The organism is Flavobacterium frigidimaris (assembly GCF_002217275.1).
Classification (GTDB): domain Bacteria; phylum Bacteroidota; class Bacteroidia; order Flavobacteriales; family Flavobacteriaceae; genus Flavobacterium; species Flavobacterium aquidurense.
Genome location: NZ_MUGV01000015.1, coordinates 191935 through 213315, shown reverse-complemented (window position 1 = coordinate 213315; position 21381 = coordinate 191935). Strand labels below are relative to the sequence as shown.

Here is a 21381-nt window from a genome sequence, read left to right as displayed (position 1 = left end):
ATTAGAAATCCCAATAAAAAAAATCCAAATTCCAATTATGGGCAATCTTGTCAATCCTAACGAAGGAAAGATGGCACTAGAAACTTCACATATAAACTTACAAATCTTTGTCGATCTACTCGCGGGGGTTCCGTCTTCCTCGCGATGACAAAAATGAACATAATCTAATAGGAACTAAACCATAAGCCATAGCAAACTTTAATTCTTTTATATAACTTATATGGTAAGCATAAAAAAACCCGTTCTTTTCAGAACGGGTTTTGTAATAAGTAGTCTAATGATTATGCTTCGAATGGAAGAATAGATACATAAGATTTGTTATCTTTTTTCTTTTGGAACTTAACAACTCCAGCTACTCTTGCGTGTAGTGTGTGATCTTTACTGATGTAAACGTTCTCACCTGGATTATGTTTTGAACCTCTTTGTCTAACGATGATGTTCCCAGCAATAGCAGCTTGTCCACCAAAAATCTTAACGCCTAGACGTTTTGATTCTGATTCTCTACCATTCTTCGAACTACCGACACCTTTCTTGTGAGCCATGACGTATGAGTTTAAATATTGTTATTATTCTTTAGTAGCTTCTTTTTTTGCCTTTGGAGCTGCTGCTTTTTTTGCTTTTGGAGCTGCTTCAACTTCAGTTGCCGGAGCATCTTCTGCTACAACCGCTTTTTTAGCTGCTGCTTTTTTAGTTCCACCTGCTGCAGTAATACCTTCAATTACAATTTGAGTAAGATATTGTCTGTGACCATTTCTCTTTTTGTAACCTTTTCTTCTTTTCTTTTTGAAAACGATTACTTTATCTCCTTTTAAGTGTTGTAACACTTTAGCTTCTACTGAAGCACCTTCTATAGCTGGGGCGCCTAAAGTTACGTTACCATTATCGTCTAATAAAAGAACTTTGTCAAATGAAATACTTGAACCTTCTTCGTTAGCCAAACGGTTAACATAAACCTTTAAGTCTTTGCTTACTTTAAATTGTTGCCCTGCTATCTCTACGATTGCATACATACCAAATTGATTTATTGATTTTTAAGGTTGCAAATATACAATTAATAATTTACTGTGCAATCTCTTATTTCAAAAATATTTATTTAACCTTAAAGTCTGTTTTTCAAGGTGTTTTAGCCACATAAAAAAGCATTTTTAAAGTAAAAGACTGTTAAAGTATTATGAAAACCGAGACAGATTCCTTATTCGTAATTAAAAAAACTTATTTTTGATGTAACTATAAACAAGTCTTGGCTACCTATTACTAAGGTAAATATAAATTATTAATCTCTATGAAAAATTCGATAATGATGTTAAGTGCTGCACTAATGCTCGGCGGAGTTGCTCATGCTCAAAAAGTAGCTTTTGAAGAATACAATCTGGATAATGGTATGCATGTAATTTTGCATAACGATCCTTCTGCTCCTGTTGTCATTACGTCTGTAATGTATCATGTTGGTTCAAAAGACGAACGACCTGACCGAACCGGTTTCGCACACTTCTTTGAACATTTATTATTTGAAGGAACTCAAAATATAAAACGTGGCGAATGGATGAAAATTGTTACCGCAAATGGCGGAGTTAACAATGCCAATACATCAGACGACAGAACCTATTATTACGAAGTTTTCCCATCAAACAGTTTAGAATTGGGTTTGTGGATGGAATCTGAGCGGTTAATGCATCCTATTATCAATAAAATTGGTGTTGATACTCAGAACGAAGTTGTTAAAGAAGAGAAAAGAATGCGTTATGATAATCAGCCTTATGGAAACATTTTGCCTGTTGTTAAAGAGAATATGTTCAAAAACCATCCTTATCGCTGGACTACTATTGGTTCTATGAAAGATTTGGATGCTGCAACTTTAGAAGAATTTCAGGCTTTTAATAAAAAATTCTATACACCAAATAATGCTGTTTTAGTAGTTGCCGGAGATTTTGACAAAACCAAAACAAAAGAATGGATTCAGAAATATTTTGGTCCAATTCCGAAAGGTGAAGTGGTTAAAAAACAAACTTTTGTTGAAGAACCTATTACTAAGACAATAAAAGCAACATACGAAGATCCAAATATTCAGATTCCGATGGTTATTGCCTCTTACAGAACACCATCAATGAAAACCAGAGATGCAAGAGTTTTAGATCTGATTTCTTCTTATTTGAGTGATGGAAAAAGTTCAAAATTGTATAAAAAAATAGTCGACGATAAAAAAATGGCACTCCAAATTGGCGCGGTAGGTTTTAGTCAGGAAGATTACGGAATGTACATTTTATACGGTTTACCAATGGGAACTTATACCATGGCCGACATCTTAAAAGAAATGGATGAAGAAATTGTAAAGATCCAAACCGATTTGATTTCTGAAAAAGATTATGAGAAATTGCAGAATAAATTCGATAATAACTTTGTAAACGCAAATGCGACTGTGGAGGGAATTGCTGAAAATCTCGCTTCTTATTATTTACTTTACGGAGATGTAAATCTTATCAATACAGAAATTGACCTGTATCACTCTATCACAAGAGAAGAAATCAGAGCCGTTGCTAAAAAGTATCTAAATCCGAATCAACGTTTGGTTCTAGAGTACGTTCCTTCAACAAAAGTTCAAAATTAAGAGCGCCAAGTCATGAGAAAAATACATACAGTTTTAATCCTTTTATTCCTAACTGGAATTATGCAAGCACAAGATCGTCCACAACCAAAACCAGGTAATTCACCAGTAGTCAATATCAAAAAACCACAAACTTTTGTTTTGGCAAACGGCATGAAAGTTCTGGTGGTTGAAAATCACAAGCTACCAAGAGTAAGTTTCAATCTTACTTTAGACAATGCTCCTTTTACAGAAGGAAGTAAAAAAGGTGTTGATGAATTAACCAGCAGCTTAATTGGAAATGGTACTAAAAAAACAGCAAAAGAAGCTTTTAATGAAGAAATTGATTTTTACGGTGCCAGCATTAACTTTACTTCATCGGGTGCTTATGCAAGTTCGCTATCTAAATATTCCGGACGTGTTTTAGAACTTTTGGCCGAAGGAGCTTTACAGCCAAATTTTACACAAACAGAATTTGATAAAGAAAAAGAAAAATTACTTGAAGGACTTAAAGCCGACGAAAAAAGCGTTCCTGCTATTGCCAATCGTGTTGTTGATGTTTTAGCTTTTGGAAAAAATCATCCTGCCGGCGAATATCTTTCTGAAGAAACAGTTAAAAATGTTTCTCTTGCAGATGTTCAGGCAAACTACGCTACTTATTTCGTTCCTGAAAATGCCTATTTAGTAATTATTGGAGACATTAAATTTAAAGAAACAAAAGAAGCCGTCGAAAAGCTTTTTGGGGGCTGGAAAAAACAAGCCGCTCCAAAAAATACTTACCCGGATCCTGTAAATGTTTCTAAACTTCAAATTGATTTTGTTGATGTTCCAAATGCAGTTCAATCTGAAATTTCATTGGTAAATACGGTAAATTTAAAAATGAGCGATCCTGATTTTTTCCCTGCCGTAATTGCAAATCAAATTTTAGGTGGCGATTTCAATAGTTATTTAAACATGAATTTACGCGAAAAGCACGCCTGGACTTACGGTGCAAACTCAAGCATTGGAAGCGGGAAATATGTAACTAAATTCAAAGCTTCATCTGCCGTTAGAAATACCGTAACAGATAGTGCAGTGGTGCAATTTGTTGAAGAAATTAAAAGAATCAGAACTCAAAAAGTTTCTGAAGATGTCTTGAAAAATGTAAAAGCAGGTTATATTGGGCGTTTTGTAATGCAGGTTGAAAAACCACAGGCAGTTGCCCGATACGCACTGAATATTGAAACTGAAAAATTGCCTGCGGATTTCTACGAAAAATACATTCAGACTATAAATAACGTTACTGCAGATGACATTTATCGTGTCGCTAATAAATATTTCCTTTTGGATAATATGCGAATCATAATTGCAGGAAAAGGTTCTGATGTGATTACTGGTTTAGAGAAACTTCAAATTCCGATTTACTATTTTGACAAATACGGAAATCCTGTTGAAAAACCTATTACCAAAAAAGAAGCTCCAACGGGAATTACAGCAAAAACTGTTTTTGAAAATTACATCAAGGCAATTGGAGGCGAAAAAGCAGTTTCAGCTGTAAAAACACTTTATATGAACGGAACAACAACTATTCCACAGGCTCCAGGCCCTTTGACTTTTACCTCTAAATTAGATTCAAAAGGAAAAATGATGATTTCGCTTGCCATGGGAACCATGAACTTAATGAAACAAGTTGTAAACGATAAAGGTGCTTATATTGAACAACAAGGACAACGCAAAAACCTGGAAGGTACTGATCTTGCCGAAATGAAAGCCAATGCAGCTCCATTTGAAGAATTGCAATTACAAAAAAGAACTGATTTAAAAGTAGACTCAATCGAGCCAATTAATGGTAGCGATGCGTATGCTATAAAAGACGGAAAAACTACTTATTTCTATGATGTTAAATCAGGTCTAAAAGTAGCCGAATCTAAAGTTCGTGAACAAGGCGGGAAATCAGCAACGCAAATAACAAACTTCAACGATTATAAAGAAGTAAAAGGTGTAAAAGTTCCTTTTAACTTAATTCAGAATGTTGGTTTTGAATTGGATATAAAAATGTCTGATATTAAGATTAATGAAGGAGTTTCTGAGAAAGATTTTCTTTAAGAAGGTTCAAAGTTACAAAGGCTCAAAGGAGCAAAGGTTTTGAACATTAATTATTCTTTTTAAAAGTCTTGTCAAAGTTAAAACTTTGACAAGACTTTTTTTTATGTATATTTTTTTTCAGGCTGATCGAAGTCGAAGGTCCATTCCAATTGCCTCCTTTTTTCTACTTACGGTGTGACAAAGCAGAAACATTTTACATCTCACAAAAATCATTTTACTCTTAAAAAGCTATTTTTTAGCAGACAAATAAACGCCAATCAAAATAATAAAGGCACCAAAAAACTGAATGGGCGTCAACATTTCATTATCTAATAATCCCCAGAAAAAAGCGACTATCGGGATTAAATACGTTACTGATGTTGCGAAAACCGGCGATGACATCTGGATCAATTTAAAGAACAATACATTCGCAATTCCGGTTCCTAAAACACCGAGAATCATTACAAATAAAATCGAATGTTGGGTAGCTTCAAAATTGATTCTTTGCGGAATATCAGTTGTACTTAAAATAATTAATGCCGGTATTAACAAAACGGCAAAGTTTCCGGTAGTAATACTTAACGAATTTAAATCTGATAAATGCTTTTTAATCAAATTGACATTTATGGCATAACAAAGTGTTGCAATGACAACCAAAAGAACATAATAGTAATTCTGCCCCGGATGCGCTGACGCGCCGCTTAAAACTAACAGCAAGCAACCCACCAATCCAACAAAAACACCTAAAACTTGTCGCTTTTGAAACTGAATTCCGAAAACAAGAATTCCCAAAACCAAAGTATTCAAAGGTGTTAATGAATTTAAAATAGCCACAATCGAGCTATCGACTTCAGTTTCTGCAATAGCAAAAAGATAGGCCGGAGTAAAAGTTCCGAAAAAAGAGGTTATAGCAACAAATTTCCATTGGCGACGTGAAATTTTCTTCAAACTTTTAAAGCCAACAATCAATAGAAATAAGGCAGCAAAAATAATTCGGAATGAACCTACCTGAACAGCTGTTAATCCGACTAATCCTCTTTTAATTAAAATAAAAGAGCTTCCCCAAATTAGCGAAAGAAGCAATAAATAAGCCCACTTTAATTGTTTTGCATCCATGAAACGTATTTTACTGCAAATTTGTAATAATTTTACAAACCAGCCTCCCTAATTTTATTAATTTTGCAATGAACTTATTGACAAATTAAAATTTTATATAATGAAATTCACAAAAATAATAGCAACATTAGCAATTGCAGGTTTAGTATTGGTAAGCTGCAAAAAAGAAGAAGATAAAAATTTAGCGAATATCAAAGCCATAGAAACAGCTCCAAAAGAACATAAAGCAATTGCAGCTGAAAATGTTCAGACTGCTAGTTTCGAAATCGAAGGAATGACTTGCGCTATGGGATGTGCAAAAACAATCGAAAAAGAACTAACAAATCTTGACGGAGTAGAAAAAGCTACTGTAGATTTTGATAAAAAAACAGCTACTGTTGTATTTGACAAAACGGTTCAAAATCAGGAAAACTTAACAAAAACTGTTCAAGCGACAGGAGACGGAAAAACGTATAAAGTTTCGAATATTAAATCGTAATTAAATAAATTCCAATTGTTGTTGCAATTTGGAATTTTCTTAAAGTAATATTTAATTTTTAACACACAAAAAAGGCGTTCAAATTGAACGCCTTTTCTATGATTTTATTTTTCTATTTCCACTTCAAGGTCTCCATAAGCCTTTGCATATCATTTTTAATATAACTCGCAGCAGGCATAACCGAATCAAAATTAGGTTTAGCATAAAAATAAACCGATCCTGTTATAAAGTGTTTTGTACTGTCAGTCACGTAAAATTGTGAGTTTGTTGCAGCGTTTCCATCTACCTGATAAAACATCCCGTAAACTTTTTTCTGAGGATTTAAATACGGTTGCTCCAAAATATCATCCGCTTTAATAACATGTTCGTAAGTTAATTTCTGAGCATCTTTAAGCAATTTTTCGATATTACCATTTACCGGTTTGTAAGTCAAATAAATTGTTGCTTTCATTTTTGGATACGTAATTGCAAAACCACAATCCTTTTCTCCTTTAATAGTGGCAGCCTCATTCATTTCAAAAGTAAAAGGGCAATTATTTTCAAAATTAACATATTTTGCTTCCGGATAGTCTAAGCGTAAAAAACCTGATGGCTTAGGCAAAACATCATCTTTACAGCTTACAAATGTTACTGTTAGCAAAATGATTGTTATTGAAATTATTCTTTTAAACATTTTATTCTATTGTTACTTTTATTTGCTTTATACGCTTTTTATCTACTGTTTCTATCGTAAAAACACAGTTTTCGAAAGCTATTTTTTGATCTTTTTTTGGAAAATTACCAAGGATTTCTAAAATAAAACCCGCCAATGTTTCTGCTTCACCTTTATGTGACTCAAAAATATCTTCGTCGACATCAATAATTCTGTAAAAATCTTTCAAGTTAATTTTTCCTTCAAAAAGAAAATTCTTTTCATCAATTTGTGAGAAATTTAAATTTTCATCATCAAACTCATCGCTTATATCCCCTACTATTTCCTCTATAACATCTTCTAAAGAAACCAATCCCGATGTCCCTCCGTATTCATCAACCACAATCGCCAAATGACTTTTAAGGCTTTGAAAATCCTTAAGTAAATTATCCAGTTTTTTATTCTCAGGAACAAAAAAAGCTTTCCTCATTAAAGTCGTCCAGTCAAATTCTTTCTTATCAATATGCGGCAATAAATCTTTAACAAATAAAACGCCTTCAATCTGATCAATATTGTCACGATAAACAGGAATTCTCGAAAAGCCTTTTTCGATTATCTTCGGATAAATAGCTTCAAAGGATTCTGATATTTCCAAACCAAAAATATCAATCCTCGGACTCATAACTTGTTTTGTATCCGTATTTCCAAAGGAAACAATTCCTTCTAATATTTTTTGCTCATCTTTTGATGTCCCTTCTGAATCTGTAAGTTCCAAAGCCTGAGAAAGCTGGTTTATTGAAAAACTATTTTTCTGTTTTCCCAATTTATGTTGCAAATATAACGTAACACTGCGCATCGGCAAGCTTATTGGGGACAGTAATTTATCTAAAAAAGAAATTGGATAGGCTACCCATTTAGCAAATTTTATATTGTTTCGGCTTGCGTAAACTTTAGGTAAAACTTCTGCAAACAATAAAATCAGAAACGTAACGAGAATTACTTCTAAAATAAATTTTAAAACTGGTGAACTGATATCATCAAAAATATTTTGCCCTATAAAAGAGAACAAAATTACAACACCAATATTTAAAAAATTATTGGCTACTAATAAGGTCGCTAAAAGTTTTTTGGGCTTATCTAAAAGATTGGAAATAATTTTCCCTTTTGGGAGATTGTCCTGTAAGGTTTCATCAATATCTTTTTGAGATAAAGAAAAAAGTGCTACTTCGGCACCTGATACAATTGCTGATAGAAACAGCAAAATAAATATTCCGACAAAACCAACTATTAAATTGATGTCTAAAGTTGTAGTAAAAAATAAACTGGGCTCCGGGTCCAAATTAAAAAAGATTAGTTAAACAATCAGAAAGGCAAGTCGTTTATAGGCAAGCTTTCGTTCGACGCATCAAAGTTAGTATTTTTTGCGGATTCCTGATCCTGATGTGGCTTATGATTTCCTGTTTCTTTTTTGGTAGTCAAGAAAGTAAACTCAGTTACCTGAATTTCGGTCGTATATTTTGTAATACCGTCTTCGGCTTGCCATTGACGTGATTTTATACGTCCTTCAACATATATTTTATCCCCTTTAGATAAATATTTCTCGCAGATTTCAGCGGCTTTATTGCGCACAACTAAATTATGCCATTCAGTTGAAGTTATTTTTTCGTTGGTCGTTTTATTGATATATACTTCATTTGTAGCTAACTGAAAACGACCGATGCAGTTTCCTCCATCAAAATAATGCATTTTCACGTCATCGCCCAAATGGCCAATCAGCATCACCTTATTTAAAGTTCCGTTCATAGTTTTTAGTGGTATTTATCCCAAAGATACATTTTTTTAGCAAATTATTTCCTGCTTTTCTATAAAATTATAAATCACAATTGGAAAAGGAAAAGTTTTTAAATCACTGGTATTCACACCATTCACTATTTTTTCTTTAATTTTAACTTTCCAGAACTGAATATGGAGATGTTGATGCGAAAGCTTATGAATAACAGTCGTTTCCGCACACTCCTCTATACCTATAATAGTATAGGAAGGAAAAACATTAAATTGGGCCGCTTTTGAGACAACATCAAAACCAACAATTTCGTGTGTTTCCAAAAGAGGAAATTCATATAGATTGTGCCAAATTCCTTTTGCAGTCCTTTTTTGAATTAAAGTATTACCCAGAACATCTTCTAAAACCAAATAATTAAAGAAACGATTTGTGATTTTTACTTTTTTTGATTTCACTGGTAAACTATCAACTTTCTTTTTTTGCAAAGCCGCACAACTTTCATTAAAAACACAAATCATACAGTTTGGACTTTTAGGCACACATTGCAAAGCACCAAATTCCATTATTGCCTGATTAAAGATTGCAGGATCATCTTTTGGCATTATTTCATTAGCCAGTGCCGTAAATTCTTTTTTTGTTGCAGGCAAACCAATATCCGATTCAATATCAAAATATCTTGAAAGTACTCTAAATACATTTCCATCAACAACAGGAACCGCTTCATTATAAGAAAAAGAAGCAATCGCAGCGGCGGTATATTCACCAACACCTTTTAATTTTAGTAACCCATTATAGTTTTCCGGAAAAACTCCATTTAACTCATTTGCCACATATTGAGCTGTTTTATGCAGATTTCGGGCGCGAGAATAATAACCTAACCCTTGCCAAAGTTTCAAAACCTGCTCTTCTGAGGCATTTGCCAAATCAAACACTGTAGGAAATTCTTGCGTAAAATTGAAAAAATAAGGCATTCCCTGAGCAACTCGCGTTTGCTGCAGGATAATTTCTGAGAGCCAAATTAGGTAAGGATCGGTCGTATTCCGCCACGGCAAATCGCGCTTGTTCTGTAAATACCAACTTATCAATATGTTATGAAAATCCATTATAAAATACTTAGAAAACAAAAGTAAATGTTTATGTAATTAAAATTTAACGAATTAGCTTGATTAATTATTTTTTTAATTCCTATATTTGCAAACTCAAAAAAATAGTACATCATTTATAAAATAAAATAGGAAAGAAAATGACGAAAGCAGATATCGTAGCGAAAATTTCAGAGAAACTAGGTCTTGAAAAAGGAGATGTTCAAGCAACAGTAGAAACTTTTATGGAAGAAGTTAAAACTTCTTTAGAAACTGGTGACAATGTTTACCTAAGAGGTTTCGGAAGTTTTATCGTAAAAACCAGAGCTGAAAAGACAGGAAGAAACATTTCAAAAAACACCACTATCAAAATTCCTGCACACAATATTCCTGCGTTTAAACCTGCAAAAGTTTTTGTAGAAGGAGTAAAAACTAACAACGAAGCAAAATAATATTAATTAATCATAAAATCGACACGATATGCCAAGTGGTAAAAAAAGAAAGAGACATAAGGTAGCTACTCACAAACGTAAAAAAAGAGCGAGAGCTAACCGTCACAAAAAGAAAAAGTAGTTTTAAACTACTTTTTTCTTTTTAAACGTTCATTGAAATTGGAATTTAGTCTCAGTGACCAGTCACAGTCTGCAGCTTAAAACTGCTAACTGATACTTAAAACTGCTAACTAAAATCCCCCGGGTTCAATACCTGTTAAAAATATTGTTTAATCCATCTGTAGATAAGATTTTAGATCTTAGATTTTAGATTGTAGCTTTTTTAAATCTATATTCTTTTCTCTATATTCTATTTTCTGAAAAAACAGATAAAAATTTACAGTGTGAATAAAGAATTAATCATTAGATCTAGTTCTGAAGCCGTAGATTTTGCCTTATTAAAAGATGGAAAACTAATTGAATTACACAAAGAAGAAGAGAAAAGCAACTTTCAGGTTGGTGATATTTTTATTGCCAAAATACGAAAACCAGTTGCTGGACTTAACGCTGCTTTTGTAAATGTGGGCTTCGAAAAAGATGCCTTTTTACATTATCACGATTTAGGACCTAACTTAGCTTCCCAACTGAAATTCATAAAACTTGTAAGCGCAGGTAAAATAAAAGATTTCTCCCTAAAAACCTTTCAGTTTGAAAAAGAGATTGACAAAGATGGCATCATTACTGATATTTTAAGTGCCAATCAATCTGTTTTAGTTCAAGTTGTTAAAGAACCTATATCAACCAAAGGTCCAAGGATAAGCGCTGAGCTTTCATTGGCAGGAAGATTTATTGTTCTCGTTCCGTTTTCTGACCGTGTTTCTATTTCTCAAAAAATAGAAGACAAAAAGGAAAAGGATCGTCTAAAAAAACTTGTTCTATCGATCAAACCTAAAGGATTTGGTGTTATTGTTCGCACAGTAGCCGAAGGCAAAAACGTAGCCGAATTAGAAAAAGATTTGCAGAACCTGCTTGGCAGATGGACTGCAATGTGTAAAAAATTACCAACTGCTCATCATCCATCAAAAGTATTAGGAGAGCTTAACAGAGCTTCTTCGATATTAAGAGATGTATTTAATGATACCTTCAGCGGTATTCAGATAGATGACGAAGAGTTGTTCCACCAAACGAAGGAATATCTGCAAGAAATTGCACCTTCAAAACAATCGATTGTAAAGTTTTATCAATCAAATGACACTCCAATTTTCGAGAAATACAATATAGAGAGACAAATCAAAACTTCATTTGGACGTACCGTTTCCATGAGTAAAGGCGCCTATCTTATTATTGAACATACTGAAGCTCTTCACGTTATAGACGTAAACAGCGGAAACCGTTCAAATAAGGCGACCAACCAGGAAGACACGGCCATGGAAGTGAATATGATTGCTGCCGCTGAAATTGCCAGACAACTTCGTTTGCGTGATATGGGCGGAATAATCGTAGTTGATTTTATCGATATGTCTAATCCTGAAAACAGGAAAGTCTTGTTCGACTTCTTGCGAGAAGAAATGAGCGACGATAAAGCAAAACATAAAATCTTACCGCCTAGTAAATTTGGTTTAGTTCAAATTACCAGACAACGCGTGAGACCAGAAGTTAATATTAAGACTAGAGAAGAAGATCCAAACAATGAACATGGCGAAATTGAAGCGCCAATTTTAATCATTGATAAAATCGCATCTGATCTGGACAGAATTTTAAAAATCCACAAAGGCGTCGTGCTTAATGTACATCCGTTTGTGGCTGCATACCTCAGTAAAGGTTTTCCATCATTACGTTCAAAATGGTTTTTTGAACATAAGAAATGGGTGAAAATCATACCTCGTGACGCTTACACGTACTTAGAATACCATTTCTATGATAAAAAAGGAAATGTTATTTCAGAATAAAATAAAAACCGCCTCTCGAAAGATTGGCGGTTTTTTTATGACTTTTTTTTCCGCCACGAATTCACGAATTAATTTTAAACTAATTCGTGAATTCGTGGCTATTTTTTTTACTACAATTTTCCTGATTTGAAATTTAGACCCGAGCCGATAGCGAAATGGTAAAGCAATTCACGAATTATTTTTTCACGCAGATTTAAAAGGTTTGCCACAAATTACACAAATTTTCACTAATTAAATTTGTGGCAATTTGTGCAATTTGCGGTAAAAACACAACCACAAACTCACAAAATAATTCGTGAATTCGTGGCGGAAAAAACTTTTGAGTGTGCTTAATTTTGGAATTTTTAATCTTTATTCCCTCACAATTTCAATTTTCCGTCTAATTTCATTTCCAAAAGCATCAACAACTGTGATATAATGCGTTCCTGAAGTTGGCGTAATAGGTAATTCATGAAACGTTTTGGTGGTCGCTTTATAAACATCATCAACATACCAAAACAATTCTTTATCTCTTTCTGAATAAGCGACTTTCAGAATTACAGGCTGCACTTCGCTATTAAAATTCTTCGTTAAATAAATTTTACTATTCGTTTTCGGATAAATAAAATCCATTGTTGTCGTTTGTGTTCCCTGGCAATCTTCCTTAAATGGCGGCAAAGGCAAATATTCAATATGCTGACTTTTGTAATACCACGCCATAACCGGAGGCAAAACAAACCAGCTTTTAGTGATAATATTATCAACACTTTCGCAACTGCTATTAACCTGGAATCGCTCCGATTTATCTAAATGAACCTTTTTATGATACGGGCAAACTGCCGTAGATTTTCCTTTTTTAGAAACCCATTGTTTGATTTTAGGACAATCTTCTTTTGCCAGATAACCGCTTAAACGACAAACCTCAACTTCTTCTAAATCCTTATAAGGTGTTGCGAACCACTTTTGTCTTGGCAATAAATTAAAAACATCAAATAAAATAGGTGCTGCACTCGTAACTCCTGTTAAGGTTGGTCTACCCTCGCCTGTTGCATTTCCCACCCAAATCCCTACTACATATTTTGAATTGGTACCAATGGCCCAGGCATCTCTATTTCCAAAACTGGTTCCGGTTTTCCAGGCAATTTTTAATGAGCTATCATAAAACTTCCAGGCTTCATCTCCTTCCGGACGGTTTACTTGTTCCATTGCATTATACGTTAACCAAATTGCTCCGGCGCCTATTATATTCTTTTGGTCTGTTTCTGAACCAAAATCGGGTTCAAAATCATTTTTAAAATTCAGCTCTATAAATTCCTTCGTTCGATACTTCGCTTGCTTTTTAGTATAATAATTTACAGTTGAAGACAATCCTGCATACGTTCGACATAAATCCCATAAATTACTTTCGGCACCGCCCAAAATAAGCGACAATCCGTAATGATCTGGTGTTTTATTAATATCTCTTAATTTGAATTTTTGCAATTCTTCATAAAATTTATTCACACCAAAATCCTGAAGCATTAAAACTGCAGGAATGTTCAGCGATCGCGACAAGGCGCGATGTGCCGGAACTGCTCCGTCAAATGTGAGATTAAAATTCTGCGGTGTATATCCTGCTATTTGCGTTGGTACATCAGCTACTAAAGTATTCGGCAATAATTCGCCGTCGTCCAGCATTCCAGCGTATAAAAGCGGTTTCAAAATACTACCGGTGCTTCTTGGTGCATCAATAATGTCAACATCTTTTTGGTGATCTTTATCTGTTGGAGCATTACCAACATAACTCATTACGTTTCGATTCTCAACATCAATAACTAAAATAGCCAGATTATTCACTTCATTCTGTTTGTACTGATTGTAATAATACCTTGCAATTTGATTGACTCTGTTTTGCAAAGCATAATCAATCGTAGTTTTTACACGGGTTCCTTCTTCACTTTTAGCAACTCGCTGCAACAAATGAGGCGCAATCTGAGGCAAATCATAAGGTTTTTGCGGCAATGGTTCATCAATTGACAATTCGTAAGTCTGTTGATCAATAATTCCTTCCTGATGTAATTTCAACAATAATTGGTTACGTTTATTCAATAACTTGATCTGATTTTTACCCGGATAAATCAAACTTGGTGCATTAGGCAAAACAGCCAATACAGCATTCTCAGCCCATGATAATTGACTCGATTGCACTCCAAAATAACGCCACGAAGCCATTTCAAGTCCAACCACATTTCCTCCAAAAGGTGCATGAGCTGCATATAATTCAAGAATTTCATTTTTAGAATATCCCAATTCTAATCGGGTTGCGAGAATGATTTCGATTAATTTTTCAAAATAGGTTCTTCCTTTTCCTTTTCGGGATAAACGAATAACCTGCTGTGTTAACGTACTTCCACCTCGAACCACTTTGCCTGCCTTTTTGTTTTGTTTAATTGCGTTTAACATCGACACCGGATTAAATCCGGGGTGCTTGTAGAAATATTCGTCTTCAAAATAAACGATACATTTTTTGAATTTATTAGGCACACTATCCTGCGCAGGAAAACGCCACTGTCCGTCATCGGCTATTTTTGCGCCAAGCAGTTCTCCTTCTTTACTTTCAATTACCGTTGAATAAGGTTCCTGAAATAATGTTCGTGGTATAGAGAAATAATAAATCAGCAAAAGCAGAAATGCAATTGCTGATTTTATTTTATTCTTTTTTATCCAATTTATAATGCGTTGTGAAAACGCTATTAATTTATTTTTCAAAGTAATTCGAAAGTTTTTTTAGTATCCTAACAGGTTTTCAAAACCTGTTAGGTATCTTTTTAATAATAACTATAAGAAAATCAACTTTCTCTTAATACCATACCTAACAGGTTTTGAAAACCTGTTAGGAGAGAAAACTAAATAATAAAACGGCTCTTTTAATCGTCACTTAAACTTACGTCATTTAGTATTCCTTCATAAACAATTCTTCTTTCATCATGACAAAATTTAAAGTTTTCTAAGTCATCAAATAATTCAAGAATAAATTGTCTATCAATACTACTTTGTTTAACTGATAAATAGGAACGATACGATGAATGTAAATAATTATCGAAGTGTTCAGTAAATTTATGTTTAATCGGATTCAAATGAACATAAATGATTAATTGCTTTAAATAATTTTCATTTTCAATTCTATTGCGTTGCAGATGTTCTTGAAATAGGCTCCCAGTTCTATTATATGCTTTATTGATACTTTTAGAATAGGCATTAAACAAATTCGAAAATGGTAAATGAATTTTTTCTTTAAATTTTTCCGGTATATCTTTTCTATCCTTAATTCGTAAAACTATATGAAAATGATTCTTAAGTAAACAATAGGCATAAATATCAGCAATTGGAATAATATATTTTTTTAATTTTTCCAGAAAATAATTATAATTCTTTTCTTCAATAAAAATATTCTCTTTGTTATTTCCTCTATTATAAATGTGATAATATTGTCCTTCTTCGAAAAAATCCTTCTTCACCTTCTCTAATTTTATTATCCTAACAGATTTTTAAAACCTGTTAGGTATGTTTTTCTTTCTTTAACTAACTCCAATAATACCTAACAGGTTTTAGAAACCTGTTAGGATACGTTTATTTCACCACCTCAACCCAGAATCCTTTTGTTCTGGCTAAGAAAGTATTATCATACATGGCTTCACATTGTAAACCTGGTAAATAATAATTCCCCAGATAAGAAGCATTCAACAAAATTCTAAAGACTTTTGTTTCTCCGGCTTTCATTCCAAAGTAGAAATTAGTTCGGTCATCACGAATATCAATGTAATCTGCAATGTTGTTTGTTGCATCTCCATAATCAGTAAAACGAGTATTTACAATTTCGAATCCTGAAGGCAGAATTTGCGATAATGCTACATTTTCTACATGCTCATTTCTTTGATTTCTTATCGTTACTTCAGCAACAAATTCTGTTCCCTGACTGATTTTTGAAACATTAATAACACTTCCTTTTCTGTTTTTGAAAACAATAGATGCCGAAACATCACTCTCAATTGCCTTCTCTTGTCCGATTGGCAATATTCCAGTGTTCAAAACACGAACGTAAACCGTGTTATTTTTAATGTTTTTCAACGTTATGCTATTAGCACCCGTTTGAGCAACCAAACTTCTGTCTGCGATTGTTTTTTGAGTGTTTATCGTCTCGCCTTTTCCATTTTTGTTAAACTGAATATTGATTCCTTTTGGAGCATTATTTACAGCAAATTTCGACATTGCATACAAACAATACGCTGTAGTCTGGGTGCTCATCCACTGATTGTTAGACATTTGTTTGGCTAATTTTGAAGCCATATCAAATGCTTTTTGTTTTTGTCCTAAAAGCAGCATTGTCTCCAAAGCCATTGCTCTGTTTCTCTCGCTTGAACCGTAATAGTAATAATTATAATTACTTGATTCGTCTTCAATTTTGCTATGTAAAAACAAATTCAGTCCTGCCGATTTTTGACCCGCCAAAACATATGCCGCCGCTAAACGCAGCTTACTTTCGTTTGAAATTCCTTTGGTTTCTCTTAATCTGTTCATCGACGATAAATCGGCATTTCCGGCTAAGGCCAAAGTGTATAATCTATAAGCCTGCGCTAAATCATTTCCGTATTTCGGTTCAAAACGCCATTGTTTTGCTTCGCGTTGTTGATACGAAATCCATTTTGATTTGAAATTAATTGGCAACACATATCCTTTTTTCTCTGCTTCAATCAGGAAATGTCCTGCATATGAAGTTCCCCAATCATCTGCAATTGTATTGCCTTGCCAGTAAGCCACACCTCCATTTGATAATTGAAAACTTCCCAATCTTGTAATTCCAGCCGTAATATTTTTTTGAATAAGTGCTTTACGAGTTGCATCCAAATCAACAACATCATTTAAATACAATTGTGGAAAAACCGAAGAAGTTGTTTGCTCCACACAACCATGAGGATACTGAATAAGATATTGCAATCTTCCGTTCAGATTCATTGTTGGCATTGACGAAACTTCCAATCTTGCTTTATTGCTTCCTGAAACTCCAAAGGTTTTCCATGAAATCGTTTTGGTACTGTTTGGAGGCAGTATCACATCGGTAAAAGTATTCGTAACCGGATTTGGATTCGTCATATCGATTTCGACATCATAAACCGATTTCTCTTTTCCGGAAGTCGCAATAACCTGAACTTTTGCAATTCCGGTAGTAGCACCTACAACCAAATTGAAATTGGCCATCTTTTCGTCAGGCGAAGCAAAAGTCAGGGACTGCGTTGCGCTTCCCATCACTTTTAAACCGTTGCTTGTTTTAATCTGAATTGAGACATTTTTGATATTATTTTCCGTTGCAAAAACAGTAACCGGAATTGTTACTTTTTCTGATGGTGAAATTTTTCTCGGCAACGAAGCCAAAACCATCAACGGACTTTTAACCGGAGTTGCTTTTTCAACACTTCCGTACGCACTTGTATTTGCATCTCCTGCAACTACCATAGTTCGAACTGAACCAATATATTTTGGTAATTTTAGTTGGTGTGATTTCGTTTGTCCTTTTTCTAATTTAAACGGACCGTAATAAAGCACCACAGGTTTAAATCGATTTGCTTTCTTAGCTTTTCCACCGCCTAAATCCTGATCTCCACCAATACTGAAAATCTGATTTATTTTTCCGCCATACGCTCCAATTACATCATCGTAAATATCCCAGGTTTTAACGCCTAAAGCTTCACGAACGTAAAAACTATCCCACGCATTTGGTGTTTTAAAACGGGTTAAATCCAGTAAACCTTCATCGACAACTGCAATGGTATAGGTCATTTCTTTTCCGGTTTTTTCTCCCACTTTTACCGTAAAGGTTTGCTCTGGTTTTAAAACATCCGGCATTGAAAGTGTTGGTGCCAAAATGGTATTTTTATCCACTACTTCAATCGGAACGATTCCGTACATACGAATTGGCGAATCATTTTTCGTTGAAGCGTGAGGCTGTAATAAGGTGATATTAAAATACACATTTGGAGCCATTGCCGAAGTTATTGGAACCTCCACTTTTGTTTCTCCTTTTTGTGTTTTTGCCCATATGGTCTGTACTACTTTTGATCCATTTTCAATAGAGATTAAAGCTCTTCCGCCTTCACTCGAAGGGAAAGAAATCTGTGCTTTTTCGCCTACAGCATAGTTTTTCTTATCTGTAGAAAAAACCAACATATTGGCTGTTGAAGCATCTCTGTTACGCGTTTTTCCAGACCAAATTGGCCAGTCTATGTTTACCGTTAAAGCTGTTGCATGACCATCTGCATTGTCCGAAACACGGATCAAATAACGTCCCCATTCTTCATCAGTTAATGAAAACTGAACACTTCCTTTTCCACCTGAGTCCGTATTGATTACAAATGTTTTGTATGAAGTAGTCGCATTCGAAGAATTATAATTCGATAAATTATCACTTGAAGCATCCCACCACCAGCGCCATTCTACTTTATACACTTTTACTTCAAGATTTCTGACTGATTTTGGCCTTCCATTTTCATCCACCGTCACAATATCAAAACGGTTATTGGTTCTGGTTTCCAGCATTCCGTATTTGTTAGGTTCCGGAGATTTAATTCCGACATAGGTTTTGTATGGAGAATAAGTTGTCGAAATTACATCGGTACTAAAATCTCCACCTTCTTCATACACTTTTGTGATGAATGAAGCACGAAGCATTCCCGGTGCCTGACCTTGTAATTTTGGCTGAATATTTACCGATGCTTTTCCGTTTTCATTTAATTTTCCGGAGAAAACATTAATTTCTTCTGTGCTGAATTGACGCACTAAATCATCAAAACTAAATTTCTCATACCCTTTAAAAGTGGTTGTTTGCTGAGAAAATTTTGCCTGCATTTCTACATTCAAATTTTTAGCAATGGCACCGTGAAGCCAGGTCACTTCGAGATTGCTCGTGTTTGGATAATAAGATGAAAGTGTTTTTCTGGAGAAATTGTTTTTAATTTTTAAGCGGTTCGGTTTGATCGTTTCAATTTTGATACTTTTATAAAATTTAGCTCCACCAACGCTTACCATCGCTTCCCAATTTCCTGTTGGTGCATCCTGGCTTGTTGGAACGGTAAAAGCGTAATGGTTTAATTCATTTGTTTTTTGAACAGTCTGATAAACAGTCTTACCATTTGGATCATTCAGTCTAAATTTGATTGGGTGTGATTTTGGAAGTTTGTTTGATGCATCATTCAAAATAAAAGACAAATACAGATTATCGCCCGGACGCCAAACGCCACGTTCTCCATAAATAAAGCCCTTTAAACCTTTTTGCAAAGTTTCGCCGGCAACATCAAAATTACTGACAGACAAAGAAAGTCCGTCATCCAGCTTCACGTAAGTGGACTGATTTCCTAAAGTAACAATAGCAAAATAAGCAAATTTATTCAGCTGAAAAGAAGCAATTCCTTCACTGCTTGTCGCCGCAGTAGCTATTTTTTGCTGCTGATACGTATACAAATCTACTCTTGCATTCGAAACCGGTTCTGTTGTTACAATGTTGTTTACAGCAAATACATACGATTTATTTTCGCCTCTTTTTGCAATTACGCCCAAATCTGTAGCCAGAATATTAGTTGCAATTTTAGCATTGTAAAAATAAGAGCTGGTACATGGATCCTGACTTTCTCTCCATTCGTAATCATCGTAATAATAATCATCGTAAGAGTTCTCGCTATAATTCACATCATTTTCATCCGCTTCCTCCTCTTCTTCGTCATTTGAATCTGCTTCTGAAGTTTCACATTTATACAAAGAATATTTCTTTTTGTAAACAAATTCTACTCTATAAATTGCTCCTGGCTCCGGCGTGATTATTTTAGATAAATCCAAAGCAAAAGTGTTCCATTTAGCCGGATTTATTAATTTACTTTCAATTAAATTCAGCGTTGTTTTGGCGATGGGCTGAGCTACTTTCTTGAGATTTTGAGCCCCGTTTAATTCATTGTACTGAAGAAATTGCAGTATATTATTCTTGTAAATTTTATACACTTTTACATCTACAGCACTTAAGTTTACCGCTTCAAAATTCAATTTTAAATTATTGGAACTTGGAAGAATAGTTCCGTTTTTAATGAATTTGATGCTTGGTTTTATTTGGTCAAAAGAGATTTTCCCGGTGTAATTGGAGTCCATTTTTTTGCCATACTGACTTTCGATTCCCTGAAAAACTTCAATCAATAAATCTCCGGCCAAAATTTGTTCCGGTTCTGCTTCTTCGTTTTGAACCACTTCTACCACATCATCAACTACCGCCGCAGCACTATCAACTACAACTGCAGCCGAATCTACTAACGAAACTGCTGATTCCTCTACAGGTACTGAAACCTCAGCTTCTTTTTTAACGGGTGTTTTTTCATTGTTGAAATACACTTTCAGTAAATTCCCCTGAGTGGAGAATTTTAGATTATTGGTATTCTGAATTGAAACCAAACCTGCGAAATTCTGTCCTTTTTCTAAAGGTTCAGAGAAGTTAATCAAAACCGATTGATTGCTTCCGTCGGGAACTTCGACTTTAACGATTTTAAATTCGTTTATATTCGTAATCGGAACATCGATCTGCCCTTTTTGATCAATATCAAAATCGCTTCCATCGTAAATAATCTCCAGATTTGTTGCTTCAGAATAACGCTGAATACTGTCAATTATAAAATGGAACTCTTTTGCAGAACCCGATTTTGCATCAAATTTAATTTTAAGATTATTCCCTTTTTGCCTGGCTTCAACTAACTTTTTAGCGGTTTCTATATCAATATTATCTGCTGTTTTAAGAACGCAGTTTAGGTATTGATATTCTTTGCTGTACGATTGAATATCAGCCGTATTGATTGTAAAATCCTGCTTGATGGTTTTAACCGTAAAATTAAAATCAGAGAGTGCCGCCTCTTTCTCTTTTGGAAGCGTGATGATTTTATCTAAGTTTAAAGTAACCTGATATTCTGTTCCCGGTTTCAGTTTTTTTTCCGGAATAAAAGCAATTGTATTAGGAGAAAGTGCTACGACTTTACCGTCGACACTTGGAGAAATATCAAACAAATCATTGTCTAAAACCTGACCGGCTTTCCATTCTTTTTTATCGAAAGCCAAAACCACCCGAATATCAGATTCCGACGAGACTATTCCCCCCGTGAAACTGACTATATACTCTTTAAATAATGAAAAATCGGAATTGAAATCGGCAGCTGATTTTCTACCGCAAGATTGAAAAATAAAAAACACACAAAACACGAGAACTAATCCTTTTGCTTTCACTTTTA

At 34.3% G+C, this 21381-nt stretch carries 15 protein-coding genes; 5 read left to right on the top strand and 10 right to left on the bottom strand.

Features of this window, described 5'->3' with window-relative positions:
- Nucleotides 1-281: 281 nt before the first annotated feature.
- Nucleotides 282-542, bottom strand: coding sequence for a 50S ribosomal protein L27 (rpmA, locus tag B0A65_RS08460; RefSeq protein ID WP_017497241.1), 261 nt, complete (start codon nucleotides 540-542; stop codon nucleotides 282-284).
- 24 nt (nucleotides 543-566) lie between these two features.
- Entirely contained in the window at nucleotides 567-1010 is a 444-nt protein-coding gene (gene rplU / locus B0A65_RS08455) for a 50S ribosomal protein L21 (protein ID WP_056190314.1), read from the bottom strand.
- Between the two features lie 272 nt (nucleotides 1011-1282).
- On the opposite strand from rplU, the gene B0A65_RS08450 reads away from it, so the two are divergent.
- On the top strand, nucleotides 1283-2605 hold the full coding sequence (locus B0A65_RS08450; protein WP_074660468.1) for a M16 family metallopeptidase: 1323 nt from the start codon (nucleotides 1283-1285) through the stop codon (nucleotides 2603-2605).
- Between the two features lie 12 nt (nucleotides 2606-2617).
- Complete coding sequence (locus tag B0A65_RS08445) at nucleotides 2618-4666, top strand: insulinase family protein (protein WP_207556413.1); 2049 nt, start codon at nucleotides 2618-2620, stop codon at nucleotides 4664-4666.
- A gap of 228 nt (nucleotides 4667-4894) precedes the next feature.
- Here B0A65_RS08445 and B0A65_RS08440 read toward each other — a convergent pair whose 3' ends face one another.
- Complete coding sequence (locus B0A65_RS08440; protein ID WP_074660466.1) at nucleotides 4895-5761, bottom strand: DMT family transporter; 867 nt, start codon at nucleotides 5759-5761, stop codon at nucleotides 4895-4897.
- Nucleotides 5762-5861: 100 nt separating this feature from the next.
- On the opposite strand from B0A65_RS08440, the gene B0A65_RS08435 reads away from it, so the two are divergent.
- The gene (locus B0A65_RS08435) at nucleotides 5862-6239 is read left to right on the top strand and encodes a heavy-metal-associated domain-containing protein (RefSeq protein ID WP_074660465.1); all 378 of its coding nucleotides are present in this window, start codon (nucleotides 5862-5864) and stop codon (nucleotides 6237-6239) included.
- Nucleotides 6240-6351: 112 nt separating this feature from the next.
- Here the strand turns inward: B0A65_RS08435 and gldD are convergent, their stop codons facing one another.
- Genes gldD through mutY form a run of 4 tightly spaced genes read right to left on the bottom strand, consistent with a single transcriptional unit; the run spans nucleotide 6352 to nucleotide 9756 of the window.
- Complete coding sequence (gene gldD / locus B0A65_RS08430) at nucleotides 6352-6912, bottom strand: gliding motility lipoprotein GldD (RefSeq protein ID WP_074660464.1); 561 nt, start codon at nucleotides 6910-6912, stop codon at nucleotides 6352-6354.
- 1 nt (nucleotide 6913) lies between these two features.
- Nucleotides 6914-8209, bottom strand: coding sequence for a gliding motility-associated protein GldE (locus B0A65_RS08425; protein WP_074660463.1), 1296 nt, complete (start codon nucleotides 8207-8209; stop codon nucleotides 6914-6916).
- Nucleotides 8210-8232: 23 nt separating this feature from the next.
- Nucleotides 8233-8673 carry a single-stranded DNA-binding protein gene (locus B0A65_RS08420; protein ID WP_074660462.1) on the bottom strand — a complete coding sequence of 147 codons (441 nt, stop codon included), beginning with the start codon at nucleotides 8671-8673 and terminating at the stop codon, nucleotides 8233-8235.
- A gap of 36 nt (nucleotides 8674-8709) precedes the next feature.
- Nucleotides 8710-9756 carry an A/G-specific adenine glycosylase gene (gene mutY / locus B0A65_RS08415; RefSeq protein WP_074660461.1) on the bottom strand — a complete coding sequence of 349 codons (1047 nt, stop codon included), beginning with the start codon at nucleotides 9754-9756 and terminating at the stop codon, nucleotides 8710-8712.
- Between the two features lie 140 nt (nucleotides 9757-9896).
- On the opposite strand from mutY, the gene B0A65_RS08410 reads away from it, so the two are divergent.
- A complete protein-coding gene (locus B0A65_RS08410) occupies nucleotides 9897-10187 on the top strand; it encodes an HU family DNA-binding protein (protein WP_007805026.1) in 291 nt (96 codons plus the stop codon).
- A 383-nt stretch (nucleotides 10188-10570) separates the two neighbouring features.
- On the top strand, nucleotides 10571-12115 hold the full coding sequence (locus B0A65_RS08405; protein WP_074660460.1) for an Rne/Rng family ribonuclease: 1545 nt from the start codon (nucleotides 10571-10573) through the stop codon (nucleotides 12113-12115).
- 351 nt (nucleotides 12116-12466) lie between these two features.
- On the opposite strand, the gene pbpC is transcribed toward B0A65_RS08405, so the two are convergent.
- From pbpC to B0A65_RS08390, 3 genes are all read right to left on the bottom strand, one after another.
- The gene (gene pbpC, locus B0A65_RS08400; protein ID WP_074660459.1) at nucleotides 12467-14842 is read right to left on the bottom strand and encodes a penicillin-binding protein 1C; all 2376 of its coding nucleotides are present in this window, start codon (nucleotides 14840-14842) and stop codon (nucleotides 12467-12469) included.
- 158 nt (nucleotides 14843-15000) lie between these two features.
- The gene (locus B0A65_RS08395; RefSeq protein ID WP_026983820.1) at nucleotides 15001-15591 is read right to left on the bottom strand and encodes a transposase; all 591 of its coding nucleotides are present in this window, start codon (nucleotides 15589-15591) and stop codon (nucleotides 15001-15003) included.
- A 112-nt stretch (nucleotides 15592-15703) separates the two neighbouring features.
- The gene (locus B0A65_RS08390) at nucleotides 15704-21376 is read right to left on the bottom strand and encodes an alpha-2-macroglobulin family protein (protein WP_074660458.1); all 5673 of its coding nucleotides are present in this window, start codon (nucleotides 21374-21376) and stop codon (nucleotides 15704-15706) included.
- Nucleotides 21377-21381 lie beyond the last annotated feature (5 nt).